Annotated in this window: 18 protein-coding genes, 1 tRNA gene and 1 pseudogene; 12 read left to right on the top strand and 8 right to left on the bottom strand. The window is 71.2% G+C overall.

Going from position 1 to position 25,683, the window contains the following annotated elements; genetic code table 11:
• Positions 1 to 163: 163 nt before the first annotated feature.
• The 8 genes and pseudogenes from I2501_RS28860 to I2501_RS28825 all read left to right on the top strand — a co-directional run bounded on the left by I2501_RS28860 (position 164) and on the right by I2501_RS28825 (position 8,428).
• Positions 164 to 1,024, top strand: coding sequence for an IclR family transcriptional regulator (locus I2501_RS28860; protein ID WP_215910089.1), 861 nt, complete (start codon positions 164 to 166; stop codon positions 1,022 to 1,024).
• A gap of 221 nt (positions 1,025 to 1,245) precedes the next feature.
• Entirely contained in the window at positions 1,246 to 2,730 is a 1,485-nt protein-coding gene (locus tag I2501_RS28855; RefSeq protein WP_196197206.1) for an NAD-dependent succinate-semialdehyde dehydrogenase, read from the top strand.
• 64 nt (positions 2,731 to 2,794) lie between these two features.
• Positions 2,795 to 3,442, top strand: coding sequence for an ABC transporter permease (locus I2501_RS28850; RefSeq protein WP_196197205.1), 648 nt, complete (start codon positions 2,795 to 2,797; stop codon positions 3,440 to 3,442).
• Positions 3,435 to 4,451, top strand: a pseudogene (locus I2501_RS28845) (ABC transporter ATP-binding protein); the annotation flags it as partial. The gene I2501_RS28850 and the pseudogene I2501_RS28845, both read left to right, overlap by 8 nt.
• Positions 4,452 to 4,491: 40 nt before the next feature.
• Positions 4,492 to 5,310, top strand: coding sequence for an ABC transporter permease (locus I2501_RS28840; RefSeq protein WP_328806703.1), 819 nt, complete (start codon positions 4,492 to 4,494; stop codon positions 5,308 to 5,310).
• Between the two features lie 59 nt (positions 5,311 to 5,369).
• On the top strand, positions 5,370 to 6,341 hold the full coding sequence (locus tag I2501_RS28835) for a glycine betaine ABC transporter substrate-binding protein (RefSeq protein ID WP_196197204.1): 972 nt from the start codon (positions 5,370 to 5,372) through the stop codon (positions 6,339 to 6,341).
• 134 nt (positions 6,342 to 6,475) lie between these two features.
• Positions 6,476 to 7,588: a class I SAM-dependent methyltransferase gene (locus I2501_RS28830; RefSeq protein WP_196197203.1), complete on the top strand. Its 1,113-nt coding sequence runs from the start codon at positions 6,476 to 6,478 to the stop codon at positions 7,586 to 7,588.
• 75 nt (positions 7,589 to 7,663) lie between these two features.
• On the top strand, positions 7,664 to 8,428 hold the full coding sequence (locus tag I2501_RS28825; protein ID WP_196197202.1) for a helix-turn-helix transcriptional regulator: 765 nt from the start codon (positions 7,664 to 7,666) through the stop codon (positions 8,426 to 8,428).
• An 83-nt stretch (positions 8,429 to 8,511) separates the two neighbouring features.
• Here the strand turns inward: I2501_RS28825 and I2501_RS28820 are convergent, their stop codons facing one another.
• Positions 8,512 to 9,957 carry a glyceraldehyde-3-phosphate dehydrogenase gene (locus tag I2501_RS28820; protein ID WP_196197201.1) on the bottom strand — a complete coding sequence of 482 codons (1,446 nt, stop codon included), beginning with the start codon at positions 9,955 to 9,957 and terminating at the stop codon, positions 8,512 to 8,514.
• Between the two features lie 433 nt (positions 9,958 to 10,390).
• Between I2501_RS28820 and aspS the strand changes: the two genes are divergently transcribed.
• On the top strand, positions 10,391 to 11,746 hold the full coding sequence (gene aspS, locus I2501_RS28815) for an aspartate--tRNA(Asn) ligase (RefSeq protein WP_196197200.1): 1,356 nt from the start codon (positions 10,391 to 10,393) through the stop codon (positions 11,744 to 11,746).
• Positions 11,747 to 11,806: 60 nt separating this feature from the next.
• Here aspS and I2501_RS28810 read toward each other — a convergent pair whose 3' ends face one another.
• Complete coding sequence (locus I2501_RS28810; RefSeq protein WP_196197199.1) at positions 11,807 to 13,057, bottom strand: MFS transporter; 1,251 nt, start codon at positions 13,055 to 13,057, stop codon at positions 11,807 to 11,809.
• Positions 13,058 to 13,322: 265 nt separating this feature from the next.
• Here I2501_RS28810 and I2501_RS28805 point away from each other — a divergent pair, with 265 nt between their 5' ends.
• A complete protein-coding gene (locus I2501_RS28805; protein WP_196197198.1) occupies positions 13,323 to 15,848 on the top strand; it encodes a S53 family peptidase in 2,526 nt (841 codons plus the stop codon).
• Positions 15,849 to 15,903: 55 nt separating this feature from the next.
• On the opposite strand, the gene I2501_RS28800 is transcribed toward I2501_RS28805, so the two are convergent.
• From I2501_RS28800 to I2501_RS28790, 3 genes are all read right to left on the bottom strand, one after another.
• On the bottom strand, positions 15,904 to 17,757 hold the full coding sequence (locus I2501_RS28800) for an ABC transporter ATP-binding protein (protein ID WP_196197197.1): 1,854 nt from the start codon (positions 17,755 to 17,757) through the stop codon (positions 15,904 to 15,906).
• Between the two features lie 172 nt (positions 17,758 to 17,929).
• Complete coding sequence (gene pntB, locus I2501_RS28795) at positions 17,930 to 19,396, bottom strand: Re/Si-specific NAD(P)(+) transhydrogenase subunit beta (RefSeq protein ID WP_196197196.1); 1,467 nt, start codon at positions 19,394 to 19,396, stop codon at positions 17,930 to 17,932.
• Between the two features lie 6 nt (positions 19,397 to 19,402).
• Positions 19,403 to 20,962: a Re/Si-specific NAD(P)(+) transhydrogenase subunit alpha gene (locus I2501_RS28790; protein ID WP_196197195.1), complete on the bottom strand. Its 1,560-nt coding sequence runs from the start codon at positions 20,960 to 20,962 to the stop codon at positions 19,403 to 19,405.
• 739 nt (positions 20,963 to 21,701) lie between these two features.
• Here I2501_RS28790 and I2501_RS28785 point away from each other — a divergent pair.
• Positions 21,702 to 22,625: a YihY/virulence factor BrkB family protein gene (locus I2501_RS28785; RefSeq protein ID WP_196197194.1), complete on the top strand. Its 924-nt coding sequence runs from the start codon at positions 21,702 to 21,704 to the stop codon at positions 22,623 to 22,625.
• Between the two features lie 61 nt (positions 22,626 to 22,686).
• On the opposite strand, the gene I2501_RS28780 is transcribed toward I2501_RS28785, so the two are convergent.
• Complete coding sequence (locus I2501_RS28780) at positions 22,687 to 23,151, bottom strand: GreA/GreB family elongation factor (RefSeq protein ID WP_196197193.1); 465 nt, start codon at positions 23,149 to 23,151, stop codon at positions 22,687 to 22,689.
• A 292-nt stretch (positions 23,152 to 23,443) separates the two neighbouring features.
• Here I2501_RS28780 and I2501_RS28775 point away from each other — a divergent pair, with 292 nt between their 5' ends.
• Entirely contained in the window at positions 23,444 to 24,664 is a 1,221-nt protein-coding gene (locus I2501_RS28775; RefSeq protein ID WP_196197192.1) for an MGDG synthase family glycosyltransferase, read from the top strand.
• A gap of 48 nt (positions 24,665 to 24,712) precedes the next feature.
• Here the strand turns inward: I2501_RS28775 and I2501_RS28770 are convergent.
• Both I2501_RS28770 and I2501_RS28765 read right to left on the bottom strand, forming a co-directional pair.
• Positions 24,713 to 24,786: transfer RNA gene (locus I2501_RS28770), tRNA-Met, on the bottom strand.
• 71 nt (positions 24,787 to 24,857) lie between these two features.
• Entirely contained in the window at positions 24,858 to 25,676 is an 819-nt protein-coding gene (locus tag I2501_RS28765; protein WP_196197191.1) for a helical backbone metal receptor, read from the bottom strand.
• Positions 25,677 to 25,683 lie beyond the last annotated feature (7 nt).

The following is a 25,683-nucleotide window of genomic DNA, read 5'->3' as shown; positions in this document are numbered from 1 at the left end:
ACGACTCCCGGCAGCTCTCGGCGGTTCGCGGCAGCGGCCCGCGGCACCGAATGTAGGTCCCGCCCAGAGGCCCGGCAAGGACCGCCCGGCAATCGCAATGTCCGTTGCCCTCTCACCAACAGCCCTACTGACCTGCGGTGAGGTGCTGTCCTAAGCTGCGCGGATGAACGGAAGCGACGACTCCACGATGACCGTTCCCGATGAGGGCCGGGGCGGTGCCGCCGCGCGCAGTCAGGGGCACGGACTGCGGCGCGACATCGACCTGTTGGAGGCGCTGGCCGGTGCCGAGGCGCAGCAGGGCGGCGGCCTCGGCGTGGTGCGGCTGGCGCAGCTGGTGGGCCGGGAGAAGAGCCAGGTCTCGCGCGCGCTCAAGGCGTTGGCCGAGCAGGGCGTGGTCGAGCGGGACCCGGACACGCTGGAGTACCGCCTGGGCTGGCGGCTCTTCTCGCTGGTCGCCAGGACCTCGGAGAACCGGCTGGTGCGGACCGCCGAACCGGTGCTGCACGTGCTGTCCGCGCAGTTGGAGGAGACCTGCCACCTGTGCGTGCTGCGCGACGACGAGGTGCTGACGCTGCTCTCGGTCTCCGGGCACGACTACCGCGCGCACGGCTGGGAGGGCCGCGGCGTTCCCGCCGCGCACACCTCGGCGGGCCGGGTTCTGCTGATGGACGCCAGTCCGGACGAGCTCTACGTCCGGCTCGCCGGCTCCGATCTGACCAGCGGTTACGAGCAGTCGCGGGTGCACTCGGTGCACGAGTTCTGGGCCCGGGTGCAGGAGGGCAGGGAGCGCGGCTGGGCCGAGGTCAGCGAGGAGTTCGAGCCGGGGCTGGTGGGCGTCTCCGCGCCGATACGCGACTTCCGGGGACGGGTGGTCGCGGCCATCAACGTGTCGGCGCGCGCGGAGCGGTTGGGCCAGGCGCTGGACCGCGCCGGACGCCGCACCCTGGCCGCCGCCAACCGGGTCTCGCTGGAGCTGGGTTGGGAGCCGCGCCCGTCGGCGAGCGTGCCGCCGCGCTTCACCTGAGCCGCTGTCGGGTGCAGCCGTCGGACGGGCGTCGGACGGCCACCGGACGGCCGTCGGAGGGCCGTCGGGCGGCCCGCACGTGGGCAGTTGTGCTCAGCACAACTCGCATTGCGAATTCGCCGGGAGCCTTGTTCCCCGCTGCGGGGCCTCCGTACATTCCGGGACACACCGCAGGTCGGACGAGGGCGTCGGCCGCGGAACCGACGAATCAGGACGGCGTGATGGACCCGGAGAAGATCGCAGCGGGACCGCTCGGCGAGGGCGATCTGTGGCTGGGCGGTCGGTGGCGCGCGGCGGCGGACGGCCGTCGTTTCGCGGTGCTCGACCCCGCCACCGGACGCACCGTACGCGAGGTCTCCGCCGCCGGAGCCGCCGACGCGCGGGCCGCCATGGACGCGGCCGCCGAGGCGGCGCCCGGCTGGGCGGCGACACCGGCCCGGCGTCGATCGGAGATCCTGCACCGCACCTACGAGCTGATGACGGCTCACCTGGAGCCCCTGGCCCGGCTGATCACCCTGGAGAACGGCAAAGCGCTGCGCGACGCACGCGCAGAGGTGAGCTACGCCGCCGAGTTCTTCCGCTGGTTCGCGGAGGAGGCGGTGCGGATCGACGCCGGCTTCGGCGAGGCACCGAACGGCGGCTTCCGCCACCTCGTGCAACACCGGCCGGTCGGGATCACCGCGCATGTGACGCCGTGGAACTTCCCGGCCGCGATGGCCACCCGCAAGATCGCCCCGGCGCTCGCGGCCGGCTGTCCCGCGCTGCTCAAGCCCGCTCCCGACACCCCGCTGACCGCACTGGCCGTGGCCGAACTGCTGGCAGAGGCCGGGCTGCCGGACGGCGTGCTCCAGGTGCTGCCCACCGACCGCGCCGCCGAGGTCGTCGGCGCGTGGTTCGAGGACGAGCGGATGCGCAAGTTCTCCTTCACCGGCTCCACGGCGACCGGCAGGCTGCTGCTGCGGCAGGCGGCCGAGCGGGTCGTCAACGTCACCATGGAGCTCGGCGGCAACGCGCCGTTCGTGGTCTGCGCCGACGCCGACCTGGACGCCGCCGTGCGCGGCGCGATGGACGCCAAGATGCGCGGCGGCGGCCAGGTCTGCATCGCGGCCAACCGCTTCTACGTGCACGCCTCCGTCGCCGAGGAGTTCACCGCGCGGTTCGGCGCCGCGATGGCGGAGGTCGTCGCCGGGCCCGGCCTGGCGGAGGGCGTGACGCTCGGCCCGCTGGTCAACCCGGCTGCGGTGGCCAAGGTGCGCGAGCTGGTCGACGACGCGCTCACGCGCGGCGCACGGATCGCCGCCCAGGGCGCCGTTCCCGAGGGCGGGCAGGGTGAGCCGGGTGAGCAGGGGTGCTTCCACCCCGCCACGGTCCTGGTGGACGTGCCGGACGACGCGCGCATGCTGCACGAGGAGGTCTTCGGGCCGGTCGCGCCGGTCAGCGTCTTCACCGACGAGGACGAGCTGGTCGCCCGCGCCAACGCCACCCCGTACGGTCTGGCCGCCTACGTCTTCTCCCGCGACCTGGCCCACGCGGTGCGGCTGGCCGAGCGGTTGGAGGTCGGCATGGTCGGCGTCAACCGCGGCCTGCTCTCGGACCCGGCCGCGCCCTTCGGCGGCGTCAAGCAGTCGGGCCTGGGCCGAGAGGGCGGGCGCGAGGGCATCGGCGCGTTCCTGGAGACCACCTACATGGCCGTGGACTGGCCGTGAACGCGATGCCCGACGCGACCGTGAACGTGAACGTGATCGTGGAGCGGAGAGGGAGGTAGCGCCGATGTCGCTCTCGGAGTACGTCAACACCCGATGGAACGACCTGGTGAACGCGGCCGGGCAGCACGCGCTGATCGTGGCGATCGCGGTGGCGCTGGGCGCGGTGATCGGCATCGCGATCGGCGTCGCCACCTGGCAGCGCCCGCGGATCGCCGCCGCGGCGATCGCGGTGACCGGCGGGTTCCTGACGATCCCGTCCTTCGCGCTGCTCGGTCTGCTGATCCCGCTGCTCGGCCTCGGCTGGACGCCGACGCTGACCGCGCTGACGCTCTACTCGCTGCTGCCGATCGTCCGCAACACCGTGGTCGGACTGCAGGCCGTGGACCCGGCGCTGACCGAGGCGGCCCGGGGGCTCGGGCTCTCCTCGGCCCGGGTGATGCTGCGGGTGCGGCTGCCGCTGGCCTGGCCGGTGATCCTGACCGGCATCCGGGTCTCCACCCAGATGATCATCGGCATCGCGGCCATCGCCGCCTTCGTCGCCGGGCCCGGCCTCGGCAACCAGATCTTCGACGGGCTGGCCACCCTCGGCTCCGTCAACTCACTCAACGAGACCATCGCGGGCACCGTCGGCGTGATCGTCCTCGCGCTGCTCTTCGACCTCTTCTACGTCATCGTCCGACGGCTGACCACGTCCAGGGGGATCCGTGCCTGAGACCACCACCAGCACCAGCATCCTCGCCGGCACCGGCGGCGGTGTCGCCATCGAGCTGCGCGAGCTGACCAAGCGCTACCACGGCCAGTCCGAACCGGCCGTGGACGCGGTCACCATGGACATCCGCGCGGGCGAACTCGTGGTCTTCGTCGGCCCGTCGGGGTGCGGCAAGACCACCACCATGAAGATGATCAACCGGCTGATCGAGCCCACCAGCGGCTCGATCACCATCGGCGGGGAGGACGCGCTGGCCCTGCCCGCCGACGAACTGCGGCGGCGGATCGGCTACGTGATCCAGCAGATCGGCCTGATGCCGCATCTGACCATCGCCGAGAACATCGCCATGGTGCCCAAGCTGCTCGGCTGGAAGAAGCCCCGGATCCAGGAGCGGGTCGACGAACTGCTGCACCTGGTCGGCCTGGACCCCGCCACCTTCCGCGGCCGGTACCCCCGTCAGCTCTCCGGCGGTCAGCAGCAACGCATCGGCGTGGCACGGGCGTTGGCCGCAGATCCGCCGGTGATGCTGATGGACGAGCCGTTCGGCGCCACCGACCCGATCACCAGGGAGCGGCTTCAGGACGAGTTCCTCCGGCTCCAGCAGGACATCCGCAAGACCATCATCTTCGTCACCCACGACTTCGAGGAGGCGCTGCGGCTCGGCGACCGGATCGCGGTCCTGGCCGAGCGCTCCCACATCGCCCAGTTCGACACCCCGTCCGCCATCCTCGCGGCGCCCGCGAACGACTACGTGGCCGGGTTCATCGGCTCCGGCGCGACGCTCAAGCGACTCGCCCTGGACACCGTCGCCGCAGCCGAGTTGCTGCCGCTGGGCGGCGGGGACGCGCTCGGCAAGGGAGGCGGTGGCGACGGTGGGTCCGTGACCGTGGGGGCGTCGCTGCGCGAGGCGCTTGACCGGCTGGTCGCCGGTGGCGGCGAGGGTTCGTTGCTGGTGACCGACGAGAGCGGACGGCCGGTCGGGCGCATCGGCTTCGCCGAGATCTGCCGGGCACTTGACGCTGCGTCAACTTCCGACAAGGTGGTGGCGTCCCGTGGCGTCTAGCACTGCCTCCAGTTCCGCCTCCGCCGCGCTGACGTCGTCCGTCTCCGCCGCCACCACCGGCGCGGCTCCTGCCGGAGGTGGCTCGCGTCGCCTGCTGCTCCGGTTGATCGGCACGCCGGTGGCGCTCGCGCTGGTGCTGCTGGCGCTCTACCTGTGGGCGCACGGTCAGCAGCTCGACAGCATCGAGCAACGGACCTTGAACTACTCGTACTTGAGCACCGCCGTGGTGCAACACCTGGAGCTGACCGGGCTGGCCACGCTGCTGGTCGTGGTGATCGCCATCCCGCTCGGGATCCTGATGACCCGTAAGGCGACCAAGCCGCTGCGTCCGCTGGTCATCGGCCTGGCCAACCTGGGCCAGGCCACCCCGGCCATCGGTCTGCTGGTGCTGCTGACCATCAAGTTCGGGGTCGGCTTCCACGTCGCGATGATCGGCCTGGTCGCCTATGCGGTGCTGCCGGTGCTGCGCAACACCATGATCGGGATCGAGCAGGTCGACCCGGCGCTGGTCGAGGCCGCACGCGGCATGGGCATGCGCCCGTTGCAGGTGCTGCGCGGCGTCGAGCTCAAGCTGGCGGTGCCGGTGATCCTGGCCGGACTGCGCACGGCGCTGGTGCTGTCGGTCGGCGTGGCCACGCTGGCCACCTTCGTCGCCGCGGGCGGGCTCGGCGACATCATCGTCAACGGCATCAAGCTGGACCGCGAGCCGGTGCTGATCACGGGCTCGGTGCTGACCTGCTGCATCGCCTTCGCCATGGACTGGCTCGGCGGGGTCGCCGAACTCGTGCTGCGGCCACGCGGCATCTGACCGCTTCCGCTCCCTCCTTCTTCTCTGCAACCCCCACCCTTGAGAGAGGTTCCCTCGCCATGCCCTCGAACGCTTCCCTGGCTCTTCTCCGGTGGGCGATCCCAGCGGTCGCCGCCTCCCTCGTGCTGTCCGGTTGTGCCTCGTCCTCCAGCACCGACGCGCCGAAGACCGGCAGCCTGGGCCACGAGCTGGACGGCGCCACCTTCACCGTCGGGTCGAAGGATTTCTCCGAGTCGATCATCCTCGGCTACATCACCATGGACCTGCTCCAGGCGCACGGCGCCAAGGTGGTCGACAAGACCAACATCCACGGCTCGACCAACACCCGCTCGGCGCTGACCTCCGGCAACATCGACATGTACTGGGAGTACACGGGCACCGGCTGGATCACCTACCTCAAGCACACCAAGCCGGTGACCGACCCGACGACGCAGTACAACGACGTCCAGGCGGAGGACCTGGCCAAGAACCAGATCGCCTGGATGGACCGGGCGCCGCTCAACAACACCTACGCCTTCGCGATCCTCAAGACCAAGGCGCAGCAGCTCCACGTCAGCACGCTCTCCGACGTGGCCAACCTGCTGAAGACCGACCCGAGCCAGGCCACCTTCTGCATCGAGTCGGAGTTCTCCACCCGCGACGACGGCTTCCCGGGTGTGACCAAGGCGTACGGCATGACCGTGCCGCAGTCCAACGTGAAGCTGCTCGACACCGGTGTCATCTACACCGAGACCGCCAAGGGCACCACGTGCAACTTCGGTGAGGTCTTCGCCACCGACGGCCGGATCGCCGCCGAGCACCTCCAGGTGATGACCGACGACAAGGGCTTCTTCCCGGTCTACAACGCCGCGTTGACGATGCGGGAGGCGACGGCCAAGAAGTACCCGCAGCTCCAGGGCTTCTTCGCACCGGTCGCGGCGAAGCTGACCACGGAGACGATGCAGACGCTCAACTCCGAGGTCGACGTCCAGGGCGAGCAGCCGCAGCAGGTCGCCCACGACTGGCTCCAGCAGAACGGCTTCATCTCGTAGCGGGCCGCCTGCCGCGTCCGGAGCCGAGCTCGCGGCCGACGCCGTCGGGTACGGGAAACCCCGTATGGCGTCGGCCCCGCCCGACTGGTCGGGTGGAACCGTCAGCAGCGGCGGAGCCGAGGAGGTGGACTGCCATGCCCGAATCGATGCCCGATTCGATGCCCGGCGCGATGCCCGGAGCCATGGGCGCGGTCGACGAGGACCGGATGATGGAGTTCCTGATGCGCGTGATCACCGACGCGGGCGCGGCCGCGTCGGGACTGTGCACGTCGCTGGGGGACCGACTCGGGCTCTACACGGCCATGGCCGAGGCCGGAGGCACGGTCAGCGCCGCCGAACTCGCCGAACGAACGGGGATGATCGAGCGCTACGTGGCCGAGTGGCTGGCCGTCCAGGTCGCCGGGGAGTACGTGACCTACGACCCCGAGTCCGGCCGCTACACCCTGCCGCCCGAACACGCCGCCGTGCTGGCCGACCCGACCGCGCCGACCTATGCGGCGGGGTTCTTCACCATGCTCCAGGCCATGTTCGGGTCCGAGGAGATGCTGATGGAGGCGTTCCGCACCGGTGAGGGCGTGGGGTGGGAGCAGCACAGCCCCGCCCTGTTCTCCGGCGCGGCCAAGTTCTTCCGGCCCGGCTACACGGCCTCGCTGGTGGGTGAGTGGCTCCCGGCGATGAACGGCACGGAGCAGAAGCTGCGCAGCGGCGCGGAGGTCGCCGACGTGGGCTGCGGCTACGGCTACTCGACCATGCTGATGGCGCAGGCCTACCCCAACTCCCACTTCCACGGCTTCGACTTCCACGCGCCGTCGATCGACGCGGCACGCCGGATCGCGACGGAGCAGGGTCTCGGCGACCGGGTCAGCTTCGACGTGGCCTCCGCCCAGGACTTCCCCGGTGACGGCTACGACCTGGTGACCTTCTTCGACTGCCTGCACGACATGGGCGACCCCGGCGCGGCCCTGCACCACGCGGCCGACAGCCTGGCCGACGGCGGCGCCTGCATGATCGTCGAGCCGAACGCGTCCGAGGACGTCCGCGCGAACGCCAACCCGGTGGGCCGGGCGATCACCGCGGCGTCGGTCGCCATCTGCCTGCCGTCGGCCCTGGCCCAGCACGGACCGAAGGCGCTCGGCAACCACGCCGGAGAGCAGACGATGCGGTCGATCGCCGACGACGCCGGCCTGCACCACTGGCGGCTCGCCGCCGAGACGCCGGTGAACCGGGTCTACGCCGCCAGCCGGTGAGGGGCGGACCGTCCAGCCGGTCGGCCGACGCATTCCCCGGTTGACCCGTCGCGGTGCCCGGCGCAGCCTGGAGTCGTGACCGCGTCGGCCGGGGAGGTCGGGCTGCGACGCATCCTCGCGGTCGTCGACCTGCTGATCCAGGCCGTCGACGAGGACGCGCTGCTCCCGGCGCTGCTCCCGGGGCTGTTGGTCGCGATCCCGGCGGAGAACGTCATCTGGACCACCCGCCCGGCTCCGTTCCGCTCGGTGACGTATCCGGCCGGGCTGCTGACCCCGGACGACCACGCCGTGATCGGCCGCTACCGGACCACCGACCCGCTGATCCGCATGACCACCGGCGGCCCCGGCGTCCCGCTGCGCCGGTCCGACCTGCAGTCGTGGGCGGAGTGGCACGCGCAGCCGATCTACACCGACGTGGCGCGCCGGATCGGCGGCGAGTACCAGCTGGCGATGGAGCTGCCCGTCGGCGGGGCCCCGGCCTCTTCCGGGAACGCGCGCAGCGTCTGTGTCGCGCTCAACCGGACCGGCCTGGACTTCTCCGACGACGACGTGGCCGCCGCGGCCCTGCTGCGCGGCCGGATCAGGGCCGCGCTGGTCCGGCTGGAGCGGACCGGCCGGATCGACGAGTGGAGCCCGTGCGGCGGCGCGGGCACGGCGCCGACCCCGCGCGAGGCGGCGGTGCTCGACCTGCTGGCCCTGGGACTGACGGACCAGCAGATCAGCCGTCGCCTCGGCATCAGCCCGCGCACGGTCGACAAGCATCTGGAGCACGTCTACGCCAAGTTCGCCGTCCACGGGCGGGTGGAGGCCGCCAACGCCTGGCGCGGCCAGCACCGGTGAACGCCCGAGGGGCCGACGCGCAGCTGCGCGTCGGCCCCTCGGGCGTGGACCTCGGTCCGTAGTCCCTGCTCCGTGCTCCGCGATCAGGCGCGCGGTGCCGGGAAGGTCGGGTACTCCACGCCGGAGACGTACTGGACGACCCGGACGACCTGGCACGAGTAGCCGAACTCGTTGTCGTACCACAGGTAGAGGATCGCGTTGTCGCCCTCGACCTTGGTCGCGCCGGCGTCGACGATGGACGCGTGGCGCGAGCCGATGAAGTCGTTGGAGACCGCGTCCGGCGCCGTGGTGAAGTCGATCTGACGACGCATCGGCGAGGTCAGCGACACCTCACGCAGGTGCTCCAGGACCTCCTCGCGGGTGGTCTCGCGCGACAGCTGAAGGTTGAGGATGGCGATCGAGACATCCGGCACCGGCACGCGGATCGAGCTGCCGGTGATCTTCGCCTTGAGGTCCGGGAGCGCCTTGGCCACGGCCGAGGCGGCACCGGTCTCGGTGATCACCATGTTCAGCGGGGCCGAACGGCCACGACGGTCGGCCTTGTGGAAGTTGTCCAGCAGGTTCTGGTCGTTGGTGAACGAGTGGACCGTCTCCACGTGGCCGCGGAGCACGCCGTACTCGTCCGCCATCGCCTTGAGCGGCGGGACGATCGCGTTGGTGGTGCAGGACGCGCAGGAGAGGATCTGCTCGTCGGGCTTGATCGTGTCGTGGTTGACCCCATGCACGATGTTCGGCACGTCACCCTTGCCGGGCGCAGTCAGCACGACCTTGGCGATGCCGGGCTGGAGGTGCTTCGACAGGCCCTCGCGGTCGCGCCAGCGGCCGGTGTTGTCGATCAGCACCGCGTCCTTGATCCCGTAGGCCGTGTAGTCCACGGTCGTCGGGTCGTCGGAGTAGATGACCTGGATCTCGTTGCCGTTGGCGACGATCTTGCTGTTGGCCTCGTCGACCGTGATCGTGCCCTGGAACTGGCCGTGGATCGAGTCGCGGCGCAGCAGCGAGGCGCGCTTCACGATGTCCATGTCGCCGCTGCGACGGACCACGATGGCACGCAGCCGCAGGCCGTTGCCGGAGCCGGACTTCTCGATCAGCAGCCGGGCGACCAGGCGGCCGATGCGGCCGAAGCCGTAGAGCACGACGTCGCGCGACTGGGCGCGCTCGATCTTGTTCTCGCCCGTGGCGCCGGCGACGGCCTCGGCCGTGAAGGCCTCGACGGTCAGGCCGCGGTCGTCGGCCTTGTAGGAGGTAGCCAGCAGGCCCAGGTCGATCTGGGACGGGCCCAGGTCGAGGGTGGTGAGCGCCTGCAGGAACGGCATGGTCTCGGTGACCGAGAGCTCCTCGCCGTCGATCTGGCGGGCGAAGCGGTGGGTCTTCAGGATGCTGACCACCGACTTGTTCACCAGGGAGCGGCTGTGCAGCAGGACGGTCACGTCCCGCTCACGGTGCAGCTTCCCGATGATCGGGATCATCGCCTCCGCGATCTCCTCGCGGATCTTCCAGTCGGTGAACGAGTCGTCATTGACAGTCACAGGCTTATCTTTCCAGCTAGGCAGCGACCCCTATGGTAACCGGGCAGAATTTTGATCATGTAATCGGCTCCAAAGAGTGACGCACCTGTACACGAAGGTCCCGTGCGTGGGGCGGGTGGGGCCCTGCGGCAGCGTGACAGGAACGGCTCAGGATTAATCGCTTGCGGGTGCCGAGCGAGGGTCCGTAGCGTTCCGGCAACGCGTCGACGGAGACAAGTAGTCACCGGACCGGACGGGTAGGAGAGAGCCGCCACCAGCTGCGAAGGCGGACCCGTTCCCGGCGGCGAAGACACTCCCGAGCGTTCGCTTGGCCCCCGTGACCGGGCCGTTCGAGGCCGCCGTCGCACGGCGGCGGCGAAAGTGCGGTGGCACCGCGAGTCCCCTTCTCGCCCGCACTCCCAAGGGATCACCACGCACACCGCAGAGGTATGTGATGATCTCCCGCCCCACCACCGAAGCCGGCCCCACCACCGAAGCCGGCACCACCGCCGAGGCACGCACGCTCGCTTCCGAGCTGCCGGAGCACGTCGGCCGGACCGTCGTCCTGCGGGGCTGGCTGCACCGCAGCCGGGTCCTGAAAGCGGTCACCTTCCTGGTTCTTCGGGACCGCAGCGGACTGGCCCAGGTCGTGGTCCACGACGCATGCGTCCCGGAGCTCGAAGGGCTCGCCGAGGAGAGCGTGATCGAGGTCAGCGGCACCGTGACCGCCAACCCCAAGGCGCCGGGCGGCGTCGAGGTGACCTCGCCGCAGGTGACCGTGGTCTCCGCGCCGACCGCGGCCCCGCTGTTCGACCTCTTCCGTCCCACCGTCCCGGCGAGCCTGCCGACGGTCCTCGACCATGCCGCCGTCACGCTGCGGCATCCGCGCCTGCGTGCGCCGCACGCCATCAGCGCGGCGTCGGTCGCCGGGTTCCGCGCGGCGCTGGACGGGCTCGGCTTCACCGAGATCCACACGCCCAAGGTGGTGGCCTCGGCCACCGAGTCCGGGGCGAACGTCTTCACGCTCGACTGGTTCGGCAGGCCCGCCTACCTGGCGCAGTCTCCGCAGTTCTTCAAGCAGACCATGGTCGGCGTCTTCGAGCGGGTCTACGAGACCGGTCCGGTCTTCCGGGCCGAGCCGCACGACACCGCGCGCCACCTGGCCCAGTACACCTCGCTGGACGCGGAGTTGGGATTCATCACCGACCACCGCGAGGTGATGGCGGTGCTGGGGCAGGTTCTGGCCGGGATGGTCGCCGCCGTCCGCGAGCGCGCGGGGGAGGCCTGCGCGCTGCTGGAGCTCGAACTGCCCAGCGTCCCCGAGGAGATCCCGGAGATCCACTTCGAGGCGGCGCAGGAGCTGCTGGCCGCGCACACGGACGAGGACCCGCGTGGTGAACCGGATCTCGCGCCCGCCCACGAGCGCTGGCTCTCGGCCTGGGCGCTGCGCGAGTACGGCAGCGAGTTCCTCTTCGTCACCGGCTACCCGACGGCGAAGCGCCCCTTCTACACCCACCCGGAGCCGGGGCGACCGCAGTTCGCCAACAGCTTCGACCTGCTCTTCCGCGGGCTGGAGCTGGTGACGGGCGGTCAGCGGCTGCACCGGTACGAGGACTACCTCGCCGCGCTGGCGGCCAGGGGCGAGTCGCCGGAGCCGTACGCGGGTTACCTCGACGCGTTCCGGCACGGCATGCCGCCGCACGGCGGTTTCGCGCTCGGGCTGGAGCGCTGGACCGCCCGGCTCACCGGTGCGGACAACGTCCGGCTCGCCACCCTCTTCCCGCGCGACCTGCACCGCCTGACGCCGTGAACTGAAGCGTGGCCCGCCGGAGTGTTCCGGCGGGCCACCGTTCGGTGATCGGGCAGTTGGTCAGCTGGCGGCGCCGACCTCCAACTCCTCGGCCTCCAGTTCGGAGACGGCCGTGGGGGCGGCCTGGCTGCGTTCGGCGGCGGACAGGAGGTTGTGGCCGGTGGCCAGGATGGCGATGCCGAGCAGCAGGGCCAGCGAGGCGACGTAGAAGGGGACGTGGATGTTGTAGTGCTCGACCAGCTTGCCCGCCGCGAAGGGGGCCAGGCCGCCGCCGATGAAGCGGACGAAGCCGTAGGCGGCGGACGCGACCGGGCGCTCCACAGGTGAGACCGACATCACGGCGGAGGTGGTGACCGTGTTGTTGATGCCGATCGGGATGCCCGCCAGGATCACCAGGACGATCAGTGCGGTGCGGTGGTCCACCCAGGCCGCGATGCCCGCCATGATCAGCGCGAAGAGGAAGAGGTTCAGGTAGAGCGTCCGGGCGATGCCGAGCCTGGCTTGGACCTTCGGCGCGCCGAAGACCGCGAAGGCGGCGACCAGCAGGCCCCAGCCGGTGAAGACGAAGCCGAGCTGGATCGCGCCGAGCTTCATCGGGAACGGCGCGTAGCCGAGCATGGTGAAGAAGGCCCAGTTGTAGCAGAGCGCGGCCAGGGACATGGTCAGCAGGCCGCGGTGACGCAGCGCCTTGATCGGCTCCAGCAGGCCCGTCTTCCTCGTAGGCAGGGGCAGCGGCTTGACCAGGAAGACGGTCGCCAGCAGGGCGACGGCCATCAGCGCGGAGACGCCGTAGAAGGGGCCGCGCCAGCTGACGTTGCCCAACAGGCCGCCCAGCAGCGGGCCGACGGCGATGCCGAGGCCGAGCGCGGTCTCGTAGAGGATGATCGCGCCGACGAAACCGCCGGTCGCCGAAGCGATGATGACGGCCAGTGAGGTGGCGATGAAGAGCGCGTTGCCGACGCCCCACCCGGCCCGGAAGTCGACGATCTGGCTGATCGAGTGGGACGACCCGGCCAGCGCCGCGAAGATCACGATGATGACCAGGCCGACGATCAACGTCCGCTTGGCGCCGATCCGGCTCGACACCCAGCCGGTGATCAGCATGGCGACCGCGGTGACCACCAGGTAGCTGGTGAACAGCATGGTCACCTGGCTGGGCGTGGCGTTCAGCTGCGAGGAGATCGCCGGGAGGATCGGGTCGACGAGGCCGATGCCCATGAAGGACACCACGCAGGCGAAGGCGACCGCGAAGACCGCCCTCGGCTGCTTGAAGGGACTGACGGCGGCGCCGTCGGACGAATGACCGTTCATCGGAGTGCTCCGGATCCGTGGGGATGGTGCGGAAGATGTCGGGTGTGGCGTGGCCTCCTTCGATACGTGCATCATACACCTATATCAATGCATGGTGCAACTAAATGCGCAGGTGAGCATGGCGTGAAGCTCGTGTCGGGCGCGCGGGGAATGTCGCTACGATGCCGCACGGGCGTGCGAAGAATGTGCGTTCGCTACCGGGGGATAGCGCACGCCTGGCGGTCCGTCATGGCTCCCGGACGAGTCGCGAGGAGACGGTCACACCGTGAGTTACCCGCCCTACGGCAGCGGGCCACAAGGCAATCCGCCTCGGCCGAACAATCCGTACCAGAACGGCCCGTTCCCGCCGCAGCAGCCTCAGCGGCCACAGCCGCCGCAGCAGCCCCGACCGGGTGGTCCCGGCCCGGCGCCTGGTCCCGGCCCCGGCCCGTACGGGGGCAATCCTTACGGCGGTGGTGGTCGGCCCCCGCAGCAGCCGCCGAACCCGTACAACCAGGGCCCGGCCTCGCCTCCGCCTCCGCCCCCGCCGTACGGCGGCCAGCCCCCGTACGGTGGCGGGCCGGGCGGTCCCGGCGGCCAGCCGCCCTTCGGGGGCGGGCCGGGCGGTCCTGGTGGTCAGCCGCCCTTCGGTGGCGGGCCCGGCGGTCCCGGCAACTCCGGTGGCGGGTCACGCGGTTCCAAGAAGGGCGTGCTGATCGGCATCGGCGTGGCGCTCGCGCTGGTGATCGTGGGCACGGTCGCGGTCGCCGCCAGCGGCCACGGTGGTGGCGGTGGTGGCGGCGGGACGCCCGTCGCCGGTGCGTCCTCGTCCGGTGGGCCGATCACCACGACGTCCAACGGCGGCACCAGTTGGAGCCCGCCGAGTTGGGCGACCAAGGCGAACGACATCGGCGCGGCCGACCCCAACACCGTGGTGCAGGGCACCGTCTGGATCGCCAAGCAGCACCCGCAGGATCTGGCCACCTATGCGGCCGAGGTCGGCATGCCCGGAACCCCGGACTACCACAAGTACCTGACGCCCGCTCAGTTCAACTCGACGTTCGTCAACGTGCCCGACGCCGCGTCGGCGGTCACCCAGTGGCTGCAGCAGGACGGGATGACGATCGTCTCCCAGGGCGCCGACAGCGTCGTCGTCTCGACGACACTGGCCAAGGTCGAGTCGGTGCTGAAGGTGCAGATCGACAAGTACAAGCACGACGGCCGGGTGGACATCGCGCCGACCGGTCAGCCCCAGTTCCCCTCCGACGTGGGCAACTACGTCTCCAGCGTCACCGGTCTGACCACCAGCTCGCCGGTCTACAGCGACGCCGTCGAGGCGCCGGTGCCCAGTCCGAAGAACGCCCCGAAGAAGGGGAAGCCCGTCTCCGCCGGCGCCGGGAAGTACGCGCCTGCCGGCGGCGGGATCGACACCTCGTGGTGCAGCACCTACTGGGGCCAGAAGCACGCCAACGACGCCCCGAACGGGCCGGGCGGCGAGTCGCTGCCGATGCGGCTGTGCGGATACACGGCCGGTCAGATCCGGCACGCCTACGGGGTGGCCCAGAGCGGACTGACCGGCAAGGGGGTCACCGTCGCGATCGTCGACGCCTACGCGTCGCCCACGATCGTGCAGGACGTGGCCAACTGGAACCAGCAGATGGGCCTGCCCCAGTTCGCCCCGGGCCAGTTCACCCAGGTGATGCCGCAGGGCGGTTTCCCCTCGGGCACCGACCCCAAGGACGTGGCGGGTTGGCAGGGCGAGGAGACCATGGACATCGAGTCCGTGCACCTGATGGCCCCGGACGCGAAGATCGTCTTCTACGGGACGGACGGCAGTGACCAGGGCTTCGACACGGCGCTGGAGACGATCGTCGCCAACCACACCGCGAACATCGTGAGTTGCTCGTGGGGCGGTCCCGAGAGCGAGAACGCGCAGGAGGAGTTCCAGGCGAAGACGCAGATCTTCGAGCAGGGCGCGGTCGAGGGCATCGGCTTCAACTTCTCCAGCGCCGACAACGGCGACTACACCGTCGCGGCTACCAACGCCTCGGACCCGAACAACATCCTGTCGCGCCCGGGGGTCGCGTTCCCGGCCTCCGACCCGTTCGCGACGGGCGTGGGCGGGACCAGCCTCGGCATCGACGCCAACGGCAACTACTCGTGGGAGAGCGGCTGGGGCAACTGGATGCAGCAGCAGAGCGGCAACGGCTGGGCCGCGGGCAACGTGTTCGACGGTGGCGCCGGCGGTGGCAACAGCTCGGTGTTCCCCCAGCCTTCGTACCAGAAGGGCGTGGTCCCGGACTCGTTGGCGGCCACGGCCACCGGTTCGGCGGACCGCGAGGTGCCCGACGTCAGCATGGTCGCGGACTGGTGGACCGGTCTGCTGATCGGCATCACCGAGAACGGCACCATCAACGTCAACCCCGGCTCGAACGGCGGTGCCACGTTCAGTGAGAGCGGCGGCTCCTACGGCAACGAGGAGTACGGCGGCACCAGCCTGGCCGCACCGCTGTTCTCCGGTGTCGAGGCGCTGGCGCAACAGGCGGCAGGCGGAGTGCCGGTGGGCTTCGTCAACCCCATCCTCTACAAGCTGGTCGGGACCTCGGCGCTGCACGACGTGTCAGGAGCCCCGTCCGCGCTCGGGCACGAGCCCGCGATGGAGACCTGGAACCAGAGCCACAACGGGGTGATGGTCGGCATGGACTACGACACGTCGCTGAAGACGGGGCCGGGCTATGACGACGTGACCGGCGTCGGGTCCATCACGGGCGCCTTCCTGACCTGGTTCAGGGATCATCCGAACGGTCAGTAGCGGCCAGTGGCAAAGGCGGAGGCGCCGGGGTAGTGGTCCCAGGCGCCTCCGTCGTTCACGTCAGGGCGGTGGCGGTGCTTGCCGCGTCGGCCCCGTCAGCCTCGTCGGCCTCGTCGTCGAGGAAGCCGCCCGACTGGTGCTGCCAGAGCCTGGCGTAGGCGCCCTCGGCGGCGAGCAGTTCCTGGTGGCTGCCCTGCTCGACGATCCGGCCGCGGTCCAGCACGACCAGGCGGTCCATGGTCGCCACCGTGCTCAGCCGGTGGGCGACGACCAGGGCCGTGCGGCCCTCCATCAGCCGCCACAGCGCCTGCTGCACCAGCAGCTCGCTCTCCGAGTCCAGCGCGCTGGTGGCCTCGTCCAGCAGTAGGACCGGTGCGTCGCGCAGGATCGCGCGGGCCAGGGCGACCCGCTGGCGCTGCCCGCCGGAGAGTTTGACGCCGCGTTCGCCGACCATGGTGGCGAACCCCTCGGGGAGCGTGTCGGCGAACTCGGTGACGTGGGCTGCCTCGGCGGCGCGGCGGATCTCCGCGTCCGTGGCGTCCGGCCTCGCGAAGGCGATGTTGTCGCGCAGGGTGCGGTGGAACATCGCCGGGTCCTGCGGGACGTAGGCGATCAGGCTGCGCAGGTCGGACTGGCGGATCCGGCTGATGTCCTGGCCGCCGATCAGGATCCGGCCGTCGTCGATGTCGGACATCCGCAGCAGCAGCCGGGTCAGCGTCGTCTTGCCGCCCCCGGACCGGCCGACCAGGCCGATCCGTGCGCCGCTGGGCACGGCCAGGTCCAGCCCCGCGAAGAGCGGCTTGCCGCCCCCGTGGGAGAAGGTGACCTGGTCGAAGTGGACCTCCGCCCGACGGTCCGAGCGGGGTCGCAGCGGCTCCGGCGACGCGGGGTCGAGCACCGTCGGCGGGGACAGCAGCAGCTCGGTGAACTGCGCGGCCTCCGTCATCGAGCTCTCCAGGCGGCGGTAGATCTGGTTGAACTCGAACATGATCCGCGTCGCCGTCGAGTAGTAGGAGAAGGCGACGACGACCGCCTCGACGTTGTGCGCGCCGCCGCCGACCGCGATCGCGAGCAGCAGGCCGAGGCCGTTGGTCAGCACGGACATCGGCGCGACCAGGGTGTCGATGTGCAGGTTGCCGTAGTCCCACGAGCGCAGCGAGAGCCGCCGCGACTCGGCGACCCGGGAGCGGTGTTCGGCCGCCTCGCGCCGTTCGGCGGCGAAGGCGCGGACGGTGTCCATGTTCGTCAGGCTGTCCGCGACATGCCCGGAGACCCGGGTGATGGCCGCCTCGCGCCGGTCCACCAGCGCCTGACGGCGGCGGATCAGCGGCGCGGTGATGACGCCGGTGACCAGGATCAGCGCCAGCAGCGCGACCACCAGCAGGGGTTGGAACTGCCAGAGCACCACCGCGCCGAAGACCAGCGGCACCAGGCTGCCCACCACGGAGAAGGTGAGCGTGTCGACGAACTCCTCGAAGCGGGACGCGAAGCTGAGCACCCGCTTGGTGAGCGAACCGGCGAAGTTGTCGTGGAAGAAGGCCGCGTCCTTGGCGAAGAGCTCGTCCATGCCGATGACGTAGAGGTGCTCGATGCCGTGGGCGTCCACCCGGTTGAGGCAGTGCATGCCCACCCGCCACAGCGCCTCGCCGAGCAGCAGCACTCCGGCGAAGGCCAGGACGTAGGGCAGCGCGTCGCCGGTGGTCATCCGGGCGTCGGAGGCGATCCGGCCGACCAGACGGGCGACGATCAGCGGCGCGATGTAGTTGATGCCGATGTTGCCCAGCGCGGGCATCAGCATCCCGGGGAGCGTCACCCGTTTGAGTCGGGCCAACTCCCGTCCGTAGTAGCGAAGGGCGAGCAGCACGGCGCCTCGGCGCGGCGCGCTCTCGGGGGTTTGTGGCGTTTCCATACCAACCCGGGTTTCCCGACAGCGTCTGAGGGTGTTGCGGCTGGAAAGTCCGAGTCTCCCGCGCCGTGAACGGCCTCGTCCAAGGGTTTTTCGTACCCGAACACACGTGTGCTCCCGGCCCGTCGGGGAGCCAGGAGCACACGTCGGATTGCGCGGCGGCGAGCCGCCGGGGTCAGCCGCCGACCGTCGCCGGGCGGGCGGCGGAACGCGGCTCGGAGGACGGGCCGTCCGTGCCGAGCGCGGCGAGGATCGCGTCCACGCTCGCCTTGGCGTCGCCGAAGAGCATGCTGCTGTTCTCACGGAAGAACAGCGGGTTCTGCACGCCCGCGTAGCCGGAGGCCATGGAGCGCTTGAAGACGACGACGTTCTCGGCCTCCCAGACCCGCAGCACCGGCATGCCGGCGATCGGGCTGCCCGGGTCCTCGGCGGCGGCCGGGTTGACGGTGTCGTTGGCGCCGATGACCAGGACGACGGAGGTGTCCGCGAAGTCGTCGTTGATCTCGTCCATCTCCAGGACGATGTCGTACGGGACCTTGGCCTCGGCCAGCAGCACGTTCATGTGGCCGGGCAGGCGTCCGGCGACCGGGTGGACGCCGAAGCGGACCTCGACGCCGCGCTCGCGCAGACGGCGGGTCAGCTCCGCCACCGGGTGCTGGGCCTGGGCCACGGCCATGCCGTAGCCGGGGGTGATCACCACCGAGCGGGCCTGGGTCAGCAGCTCGGCCGCCTCCGCCGCGCGGATCTCGCGGTGCTCGCCCTGCTCCTCGCTGCTGCTGGACGGCGCCTCGATGCCGAAGCCGCCCGCGATCACGGAGATGAAGGAGCGGTTCATCGCCTTGCACATGATGTACGAGAGGTAGGCGCCGGAGGAGCCGACCAGCGCGCCGGTGACGATCAGCAGGTCGTTGTCGAGCAGGAAGCCCGCCGCGGCCGCCGCCCAGCCGGAGTAGCTGTTCAGCATCGAGACGACGACGGGCATGTCGCCGCCGCCGATCGAGGCGACCAGGTGCCAGCCGAGCAGCAGCGCCAGCGCGGTGACCGCGATCATCAGCGGCAGGTTCGGGCTCGCGCAGAAGAAGCCGGTCAGCACCACGAACGCGCCGAGCGCGCCGAGGTTGAGCGCGTTCTTGCCCGGCAGCATCAGCGGCCGGGAGTTGATCCGCGCCGACAGCTTGAGGAAGGCGACGATCGAGCCGGTGAAGGTGACCGCGCCGATGAAGATGCCGATGAAGACCTCGGCATGGTGGATGGTCAGCAGGTCCGCGGCGATCTCGGTCTGCCGGGAGCCGTGCGACTCGACCTCGAGGTAGCTGTTCCAGCCCACCAGCACCGCGGCCAGGCCGACGAAGCTGTGCAGCACGGCGATCAGTTCGGGCATCTGCGTCATCTCGACGCTGCGCGCCCGCCAGATCCCGATCACGGCGCCGATCGCCATGGCGAGCAGGATCAGCGCGATCGCCCCGGCAGCGATGCTCTGCGCCGCCACCACGATCGTGGCGACCAGCGCGAGCCCCATGCCCGCGATGCCGTAGACCACGCCGGCGCGCGAGGTGCGGTGCTGGGAGAGCCCGGCCAGGGACAGGATGAACAGCAGGGCGGCTACGAGGTCCGCGGCGTGTGCGGCCGTCGTGGAGGTCATCGTGGCTCAGCCTTTCGAGAACATGGACAGCATGCGGCGGGTGACGGCGAAACCTCCGAAGATGTTCACGCTCGTCAGCAGGATCGCGACGAAGGACAGCGCGGTGACCACCCAGCTCTCGTGCCCGATCTGCAGCAGCGCGCCGGTCACCACGATCCCGGAGATGGCGTTGGTGACCGACATCAGCGGGGTGTGCAGCGCGTGGTGCACCTTGCCGATCACGTAGTAGCCGATCACCACCGCCAGCATGAACACCGTGAAGTTCTCGGCGAGTTGGGCCGGGGCGAAGCCGACCACGCCGAACAGCGCGAGCAGGCCGACGCCGATCAGCGAGAAGCGGGCCGCAGGGCTGAGCTTCTTCGCCTCCTTGGGCTCCGGCTTGGCGGACTGCTGGGCGGCCTGCGCGGCCGGGGCCGCGGAGACCGAGACCTTCGGCGGCGGCCAGGTGATCTCGCCGTCGCGGACGACGGTCACCGCCCGCTGCACCACGTCCTCGAAGTCCAGCGTCAGCTGCCCGTCCTTGCCGGGCGTCACCAGCTTGACCAGGTTGACCAGGTTGGTGCCGAACAGCTGCGAGGCCTGGGCGGGCAGCCGGGAGGCCAGATCGGTGTAGCCGATGATGGTCACGCCGTTGTCGGTGACGACGGCGCGGCCCGCCACCGTCCCCTCGACGTTGCCGCCCATGGCGGCGGCCATGTCGACGATCACGCTGCCCGGCTTCATCGCCGCCACGTCCTCGGCGGTCAGCAGCCGGGGCGCGGGACGGCCGGGGATCAGCGCGGTGGTGACCACGATGTCGACGTCCTGCGCCTGCTGGTGGTACAGCGCGGCGGCGGCGCGGTCGTAGTCGGCCGAGGTCGCCTTGGCGTAGCCGTCGGTGGACTGCTCCTGCACCACGTTGACCGGCAGGTACTCGCCACCCAACGACTTGACCTGGTCCGCGACTTCGGGACGCGGGTCGGTCGCGCGCACGATCGCGCCCAGGCTGGACGCGGCGCCGATCGCCGCGAGCCCGGCCACACCCGCGCCGGCCACCAGGACCTTCGCCGGGGGCACCTTGCCCGCCGCGGTCACCTGGCCGGTGAAGAAGCGTCCGAAGACGTGGGCCGCCTCGATCACGGCCCGGTACCCGGCGATGTTCGCCATCGAGCTGAGCACGTCCATCGACTGGGCACGCGAGATCCGCGGTACCGCGTCGAGCGCCAGCGCGGTGACGCCGCGTGCGGACAGCTCCTCCAGCAGCTCCGGGTGCTGCGCCGGGGCGATCAGGCCGGCCAGCGTCGCCCCCTCACGCAGGCGCGCGATCTCGCTGCCGGACGGGGCGTTGACCTTGAGCACGATGTCCTGCGCCCAGGCGTCGCCGATCTCCGCACCCGCCTCGACGTAGACCTCGTCGGTGAAGCCGGAGGCCGTACCGGCCCCGGACTCGACGACGACCTCGTAGCCGATCCCGAGCAACTGCTTGACCGTCGCGGGCGTCGCCGCGACACGGGTCTCCCCGGTGGTCGACTCGGCGACCACGCCGATGCGCTGGGGCGGGTGGTGGGTGGAGTCTTGCGCAGACATGTCGTGTGTCTCTCGTCAGGGGAACGGGGGGATCGCGGAACCGCGAAGGAACAGAACCGCGAAACGGAGGCAACTCAGAAGCACGATCACGAGCACGAGCAGGGCGGAGCGGCTGGAGCCGGGGATGGAGGTCCTTCCCCTTGGTCGCAGGAACCTACCCTTTTCATACCGACCAGCGGGTCGGTCGAAGCAGTGACTTGTTTCACTCACGGACCGGATGGCGGACGTCCGGTCTCACGGCCTGCCGGGGCCGATGCGAGGTGGGGAGCGGTCCCCGGCCGCCCACCTGGGCCGTGGTGCGTACACCCCCGCGCGGACGTGCCGGGCGCCCGGCGCTGTGGCACGGTGGAGCGAAGGGCCGGTCGTCCGCCGCCCGAGCGTTGCGCAAGCGTTGTGCGAGTGCTGTCCGAGCGTTGCGCAAGCGTTGCGCGAGGCCGGTGGGACGCGGCCCGGGGTTGCAGTCCGCGAGACAAGGTTCCGCGAGACGAGGTCCGCGAGAGGAGTGGCCATGTCGTCGAAACGCCGCCGGAAGAAGAAGCAGCGCGCCAAGCACGGGGCCAACCACGGCCGCCGTCCCTGCACCTGAGGCACCTGAGGCACCTGAGGCACCTGAGGCACCCGAGCTCCCCAGCACCCTCTGCGAACAGCCCCGGTCCCGGCGAGGACCGGGGCTACAGTGGCGCGGACGATCACGGCCTTCCTCGATCACGGCCTCCCTCGGGCGAAAGAGCGACCGGCGATGAGCACAGCAGGGACGGAGCGGCCCCGCGAGCCCGGTTGGCGGCAGGCGCTGCGCCGGGTGCCCGGTGAGCTGCGGCAGGACAACCTCGGCGACCACGCCGCGGCGCTGACGTACTACGCGGTCCTGTCGGTGGTCCCCGCGCTGGTGGTCGTCATGTCCGTCCTCGGCACGATCGGCCCCTCGGCCACCGACGTGCTGATCCGCAACATCCGCACGCTCGCCCCCGGCCCGGCGCGGGACCTGGTCACGCAGATGCTGACCGACCTGCAGCGGCAGCACGTCACGGCGGGCGTCCTCGGCGTGCTGCTCGTCGTCTGGTCCGCGTCCCGGTACACCGCGGCGTTCATCCGGGCCATGAACGCCGTCTACGACGTGCCCGAGGGCCGCACGTTCAAGGTGCTGCTGCCGTTGCGCGTCGGGCTGACCGCGCTGACGCTGGTGCTGCTGACGGTGGTCACCCTGGTCGTCGCCGTCAGCGGCCGGGTGGCGGACGGGGTCGGCACCGCGCTCGGCGTCGGGCACACGGCGGTGACGGTGTGGCAGTGGGCGAAATGGCCGCTGCTGGTGATCCTGCTCGGCCTGCTGCTCGCGGTGATGTACTGGGCCGCGCCCAACGCCCGGCAGCGGTTCCGCTGGGGCACGGCGGGCGGGCTGGTCGCGGTGGTGCTCTGGGCGGCTGCCTCGGTCGGATTCGCGCTCTACGCAGCGCACTTCGCGTCCTTCACCCGCGCCTACGGGAGCCTGGCGGCGGTGATCACCTTCCTGATCTGGCTCTGGCTCTCCAACCTGGCCCTGCTCCTGGGCGGGGAGGTCAACGCCGAGATCGAGCGCCAGCGCGCCCTGGACCGGGGCCACCCGGCCGGGCAGGAGCCGTACATGGAGCTGCGCAGCACGGAGCGGCTGCACAGCGACCGGCTCTGACCGGTCCGTCCCGGCGGGGTTTGCCGATGCAGTGCCCGCTCAGTGCCTGTTGAGTGCCCGTTCAGCCCGCCGCGATGGCGACGACGGTCGCGGTCGCGTGGCCCTCGGGCGTCTCGTAGCCGACGGTGTCGCCCGGGTGGTGGCCGAGCAGGGCGTGGCCCAGCGGGCTGTCGGCGGTGACCAGCGTCCGGTCGAGCTCCTCGGCGACCTCGCCGATCTGGACGGTCTCGGTGCTCTCGTCGTCGAACCGCACGGTGACCGTGCTGCCCACCCCGACCACGTCCGTCGGCGGCGGACCGGCGACGGCGGCCTGCCGGAGGCGCAGGTCGAGCGCCTTGATCCGGTCGTCCAGCCGAGCGACGTCGGTGGCCCGCTGCAGCTCGTCGGCCTGGTCGGCGCGGTCGCCTGCCGAGTCGACGTCGCGCAGGGTAGCCGCGACCTTGGCCCGCTCGGCGCGCAGCTCCGCGAGGTCCTGCTCCAGCGCGCGACGGGCCTCGGGGCTGATCGGCTCCGGTTCGGTGCTCATTCCTGCTCCTGAGGGGTGGCGGAACAGAGAGAAGAAAAATCGGGGGGAAACCCGACAAGACCCTATTTTCGCGGGTCACCCGGTGGACCGCGACTCCGGTGCGCGCCGATGATGCCCGCGCTTCGTCGAATGTTGCGCGACTGGTCGGCCGCAGGACACCCCAAAACCGCCGCAAACCCGTCATCGTCGTGCCCGACGTCGGCGAAGCTGCGCAGGAGGTTCCGTTTCCATGGTCGCGTTCGGGTCGGTGAGGCGGACGCCTCGCAGGGTGCCTCGCGGGGTCCCTCGGCAGGTGGCTCGGCAGGGCGGGCGGACGGCGGGGGCGCTGCGGGCGCTGGTGATCACCGGCAGCGTCGGCGCGGGCCACAACGGGGCCGCGGCCGAGCTGATCCGGCGGCTGGAGGCGATGGGCCTGGAAGCCGACTACCGGGACTTCCTGGACGCGCTGCCCCGGCACCAGCGTCTGGTGCTGCGCCGTGGCTACGCCCTGACGGCCAGTCATCTTCCGGCGGTCTTCGACTGGTTCTTCCGGTGCGGCGAGCGCGACTCGCTCGCGCGGCGGCTCACGCTGCGGGTCTGCACGGCGGCGCGCTCCGGCGTGGCGGGGTGGATCGGCGACGGGTACGACGTCGTGGTCACCACGTTCCCGTTCGCGGCACAGACGTTGGGCGCGCTGAAGGAGGACGGCACGCTGACCGCGCCGACGGTCTGCTACCTCACCGACCCCGCGCCGCACCGGCTCTGGGTGCATCCCGCGCTCGACGCGCACCTGACAGTCACCGAGGCGACGGCCGCCGAGGGCACCGCCCGCTACGGCGTCGCGATGGCGGCGGCCGGTCCGCTCGCCCCCCAGGCCTTCGCGCGGACCCCCGACCCGGCGGAATGCCGGGCCCTGCGGGCCGAGTTGGGCGTGCCGGAGGACCACAGGATGGCGCTGGTGGTCACCGGGTCGCTCGGCCTGGGCGACGTGGTGGCCGGCGTCCGCGCGGTGCGCGCGGCCGAGAAGACGGTCCCGGTGGTGCTCTGCGGGCGCAACCGGCGGTTGCTGCGGCAGGTTTCGGCCGAGCCGGGGACGGTCGCGCTCGGATGGCGGGACGACGTGCCGACGTTGATGGGCGCGGCGGACGTGCTGGTCCACAACGCGGGCGGGCTGTCGCTGACGGAGGCGCTGGTCGCGGGCCTGCCTGCGGTGAGTTACGAGGTCATCCCGGGCCACGGGCAGGCCAACGCCGCCACGCTGGCGGCCGCCGGGATCGCGCCCTGGCCGCGTACGCCCGAGGAGTTGGCGGAGGCGCTCGCCGCGCAGGCCGACCGGGGTCGGGTGCGCCTGCCCGCGCTCCCGGCGGGATACGAGGCGGCCCGCGTGGTGGCGGCCTTCGCACGTCAGGGTCGGGAGCTCCGGCACGGCGCGGGCGCCCTCTGCGACCCGGCCTTCGGCCGCCCGTTCGGCGCGGTCCTCGACCGCCTCCGGCTGCGGCGTCCGCGCCGGGCGGAGGAAGCGGGAGTGGCGTAGAACGACGGAGGGCCCGGCCGATGAATCGGCCGGGCCCTCCGTACGGAGTAGCGGGGGCAGGATTTGAACCTACGACCTCTGGGTTATGAGCCCAGCGAGCTACCGAGCTGCTCCACCCCGCGTCGGTGAACCCAACGCTAACAGACACCAGGCCGAATCGACGAACCGGTTTCCGGCCGGTGGCGGATGCCGCTCAGTCCGGCGGCGGCAGCGTCGCCTGCAACTGCTGCGTCAGCAGCGTCGCGGCTTCGGCCAACGACGGCCCGTACCAGGTGAGATGGCGGCCACTCACCAGGGCAGCGGGCAGGCCGGGGAAGGCTTCCGGGCCGTCGGTCGCAGTGAACCGGTAGGGCTCGTCCGGCAGCACCACCAGGTCCGCGCCGGACGCGCGCAGCCGGTCGATAGGGATCGCCGGATAGCGCTCGTCGTGGTCCGCGTAGAGCTGATGGAAGCCCAGGCGGCGCAGCAGGTCCCCGGCGAAGGTGTCGCGGCCGACCACCATCCAGGGCCGACGCCAGATCGGCACCACCGCACGGTGCGGCCGATCGGGCGGCGGGGGAACGTCCGCCCAGGCGTCGCGGGCGTCGTCGAGCCACTGCGGGCGCGGCAGGCCGGAGTCCTTCGTCAGCAGGGTCAGCAGGCGGTCGAGCGAGCGGAAGGCCTGGTCGAGGGTGCGCACCTCGGTGACCCAGACGGGGATCCCGGCGGCGCGCAGCGCCTCCAGGTCGGGGGCGCGGTTCTCCTCCTCGTTGGCGACCACCAGGTCGGGGCGGAGCGCGGCGATCCGCGTGGTGTCGGGGTTCTTGGTACCGCCGATCCGGTCCACGTCCAGTCCGGCCGGGTGGCTGCACCAGTCGGTCGCGCCGACCAGCACGCCGGGGGCGCTGACTGCGATCGCCTCGGTGAGCGACGGCACCAGCGACACGACCCGGCGGATCGGCCCCCGGGGGAGGACGAGCGGCGTCCCCTGGTCGTCGACGGCCGTGCGCGGTGCGGGTCCTTCGGTTGCCATGGGCCGA

This window comes from Streptacidiphilus fuscans (genome assembly GCF_015690355.1).
GTDB lineage: Bacteria > Actinomycetota > Actinomycetes > Streptomycetales > Streptomycetaceae > Streptacidiphilus > Streptacidiphilus fuscans.
Note: the sequence above shows the minus strand (reverse complement) of the source record. Positions and strands in the feature narration are given on the sequence as shown.

Coding starts and splice junctions, on each gene's coding strand:
- I2501_RS28860 (WP_215910089.1), top strand. CDS start 164: ATGAACGGAAGCGACGACTCCACGATGACCGTTCCCGATGAGGGCCGG.
- I2501_RS28855 (WP_196197206.1), top strand. CDS start 1,246: ATGGACCCGGAGAAGATCGCAGCGGGACCGCTCGGCGAGGGCGATCTG.
- I2501_RS28850 (WP_196197205.1), top strand. CDS start 2,795: ATGTCGCTCTCGGAGTACGTCAACACCCGATGGAACGACCTGGTGAAC.
- I2501_RS28835 (WP_196197204.1), top strand. CDS start 5,370: ATGCCCTCGAACGCTTCCCTGGCTCTTCTCCGGTGGGCGATCCCAGCG.
- I2501_RS28830 (WP_196197203.1), top strand. CDS start 6,476: ATGCCCGAATCGATGCCCGATTCGATGCCCGGCGCGATGCCCGGAGCC.
- aspS (WP_196197200.1), top strand. CDS start 10,391: ATGATCTCCCGCCCCACCACCGAAGCCGGCCCCACCACCGAAGCCGGC.
- I2501_RS28810 (WP_196197199.1), bottom strand. CDS start 13,057: ATGAACGGTCATTCGTCCGACGGCGCCGCCGTCAGTCCCTTCAAGCAG.
- I2501_RS28800 (WP_196197197.1), bottom strand. CDS start 17,757: ATGGAAACGCCACAAACCCCCGAGAGCGCGCCGCGCCGAGGCGCCGTG.
- pntB (WP_196197196.1), bottom strand. CDS start 19,396: ATGACCTCCACGACGGCCGCACACGCCGCGGACCTCGTAGCCGCCCTG.
- I2501_RS28790 (WP_196197195.1), bottom strand. CDS start 20,962: ATGTCTGCGCAAGACTCCACCCACCACCCGCCCCAGCGCATCGGCGTG.
- I2501_RS28785 (WP_196197194.1), top strand. CDS start 21,702: ATGAGCACAGCAGGGACGGAGCGGCCCCGCGAGCCCGGTTGGCGGCAG.
- I2501_RS28780 (WP_196197193.1), bottom strand. CDS start 23,151: ATGAGCACCGAACCGGAGCCGATCAGCCCCGAGGCCCGTCGCGCGCTG.
- I2501_RS28765 (WP_196197191.1), bottom strand. CDS start 25,676: ATGGCAACCGAAGGACCCGCACCGCGCACGGCCGTCGACGACCAGGGG.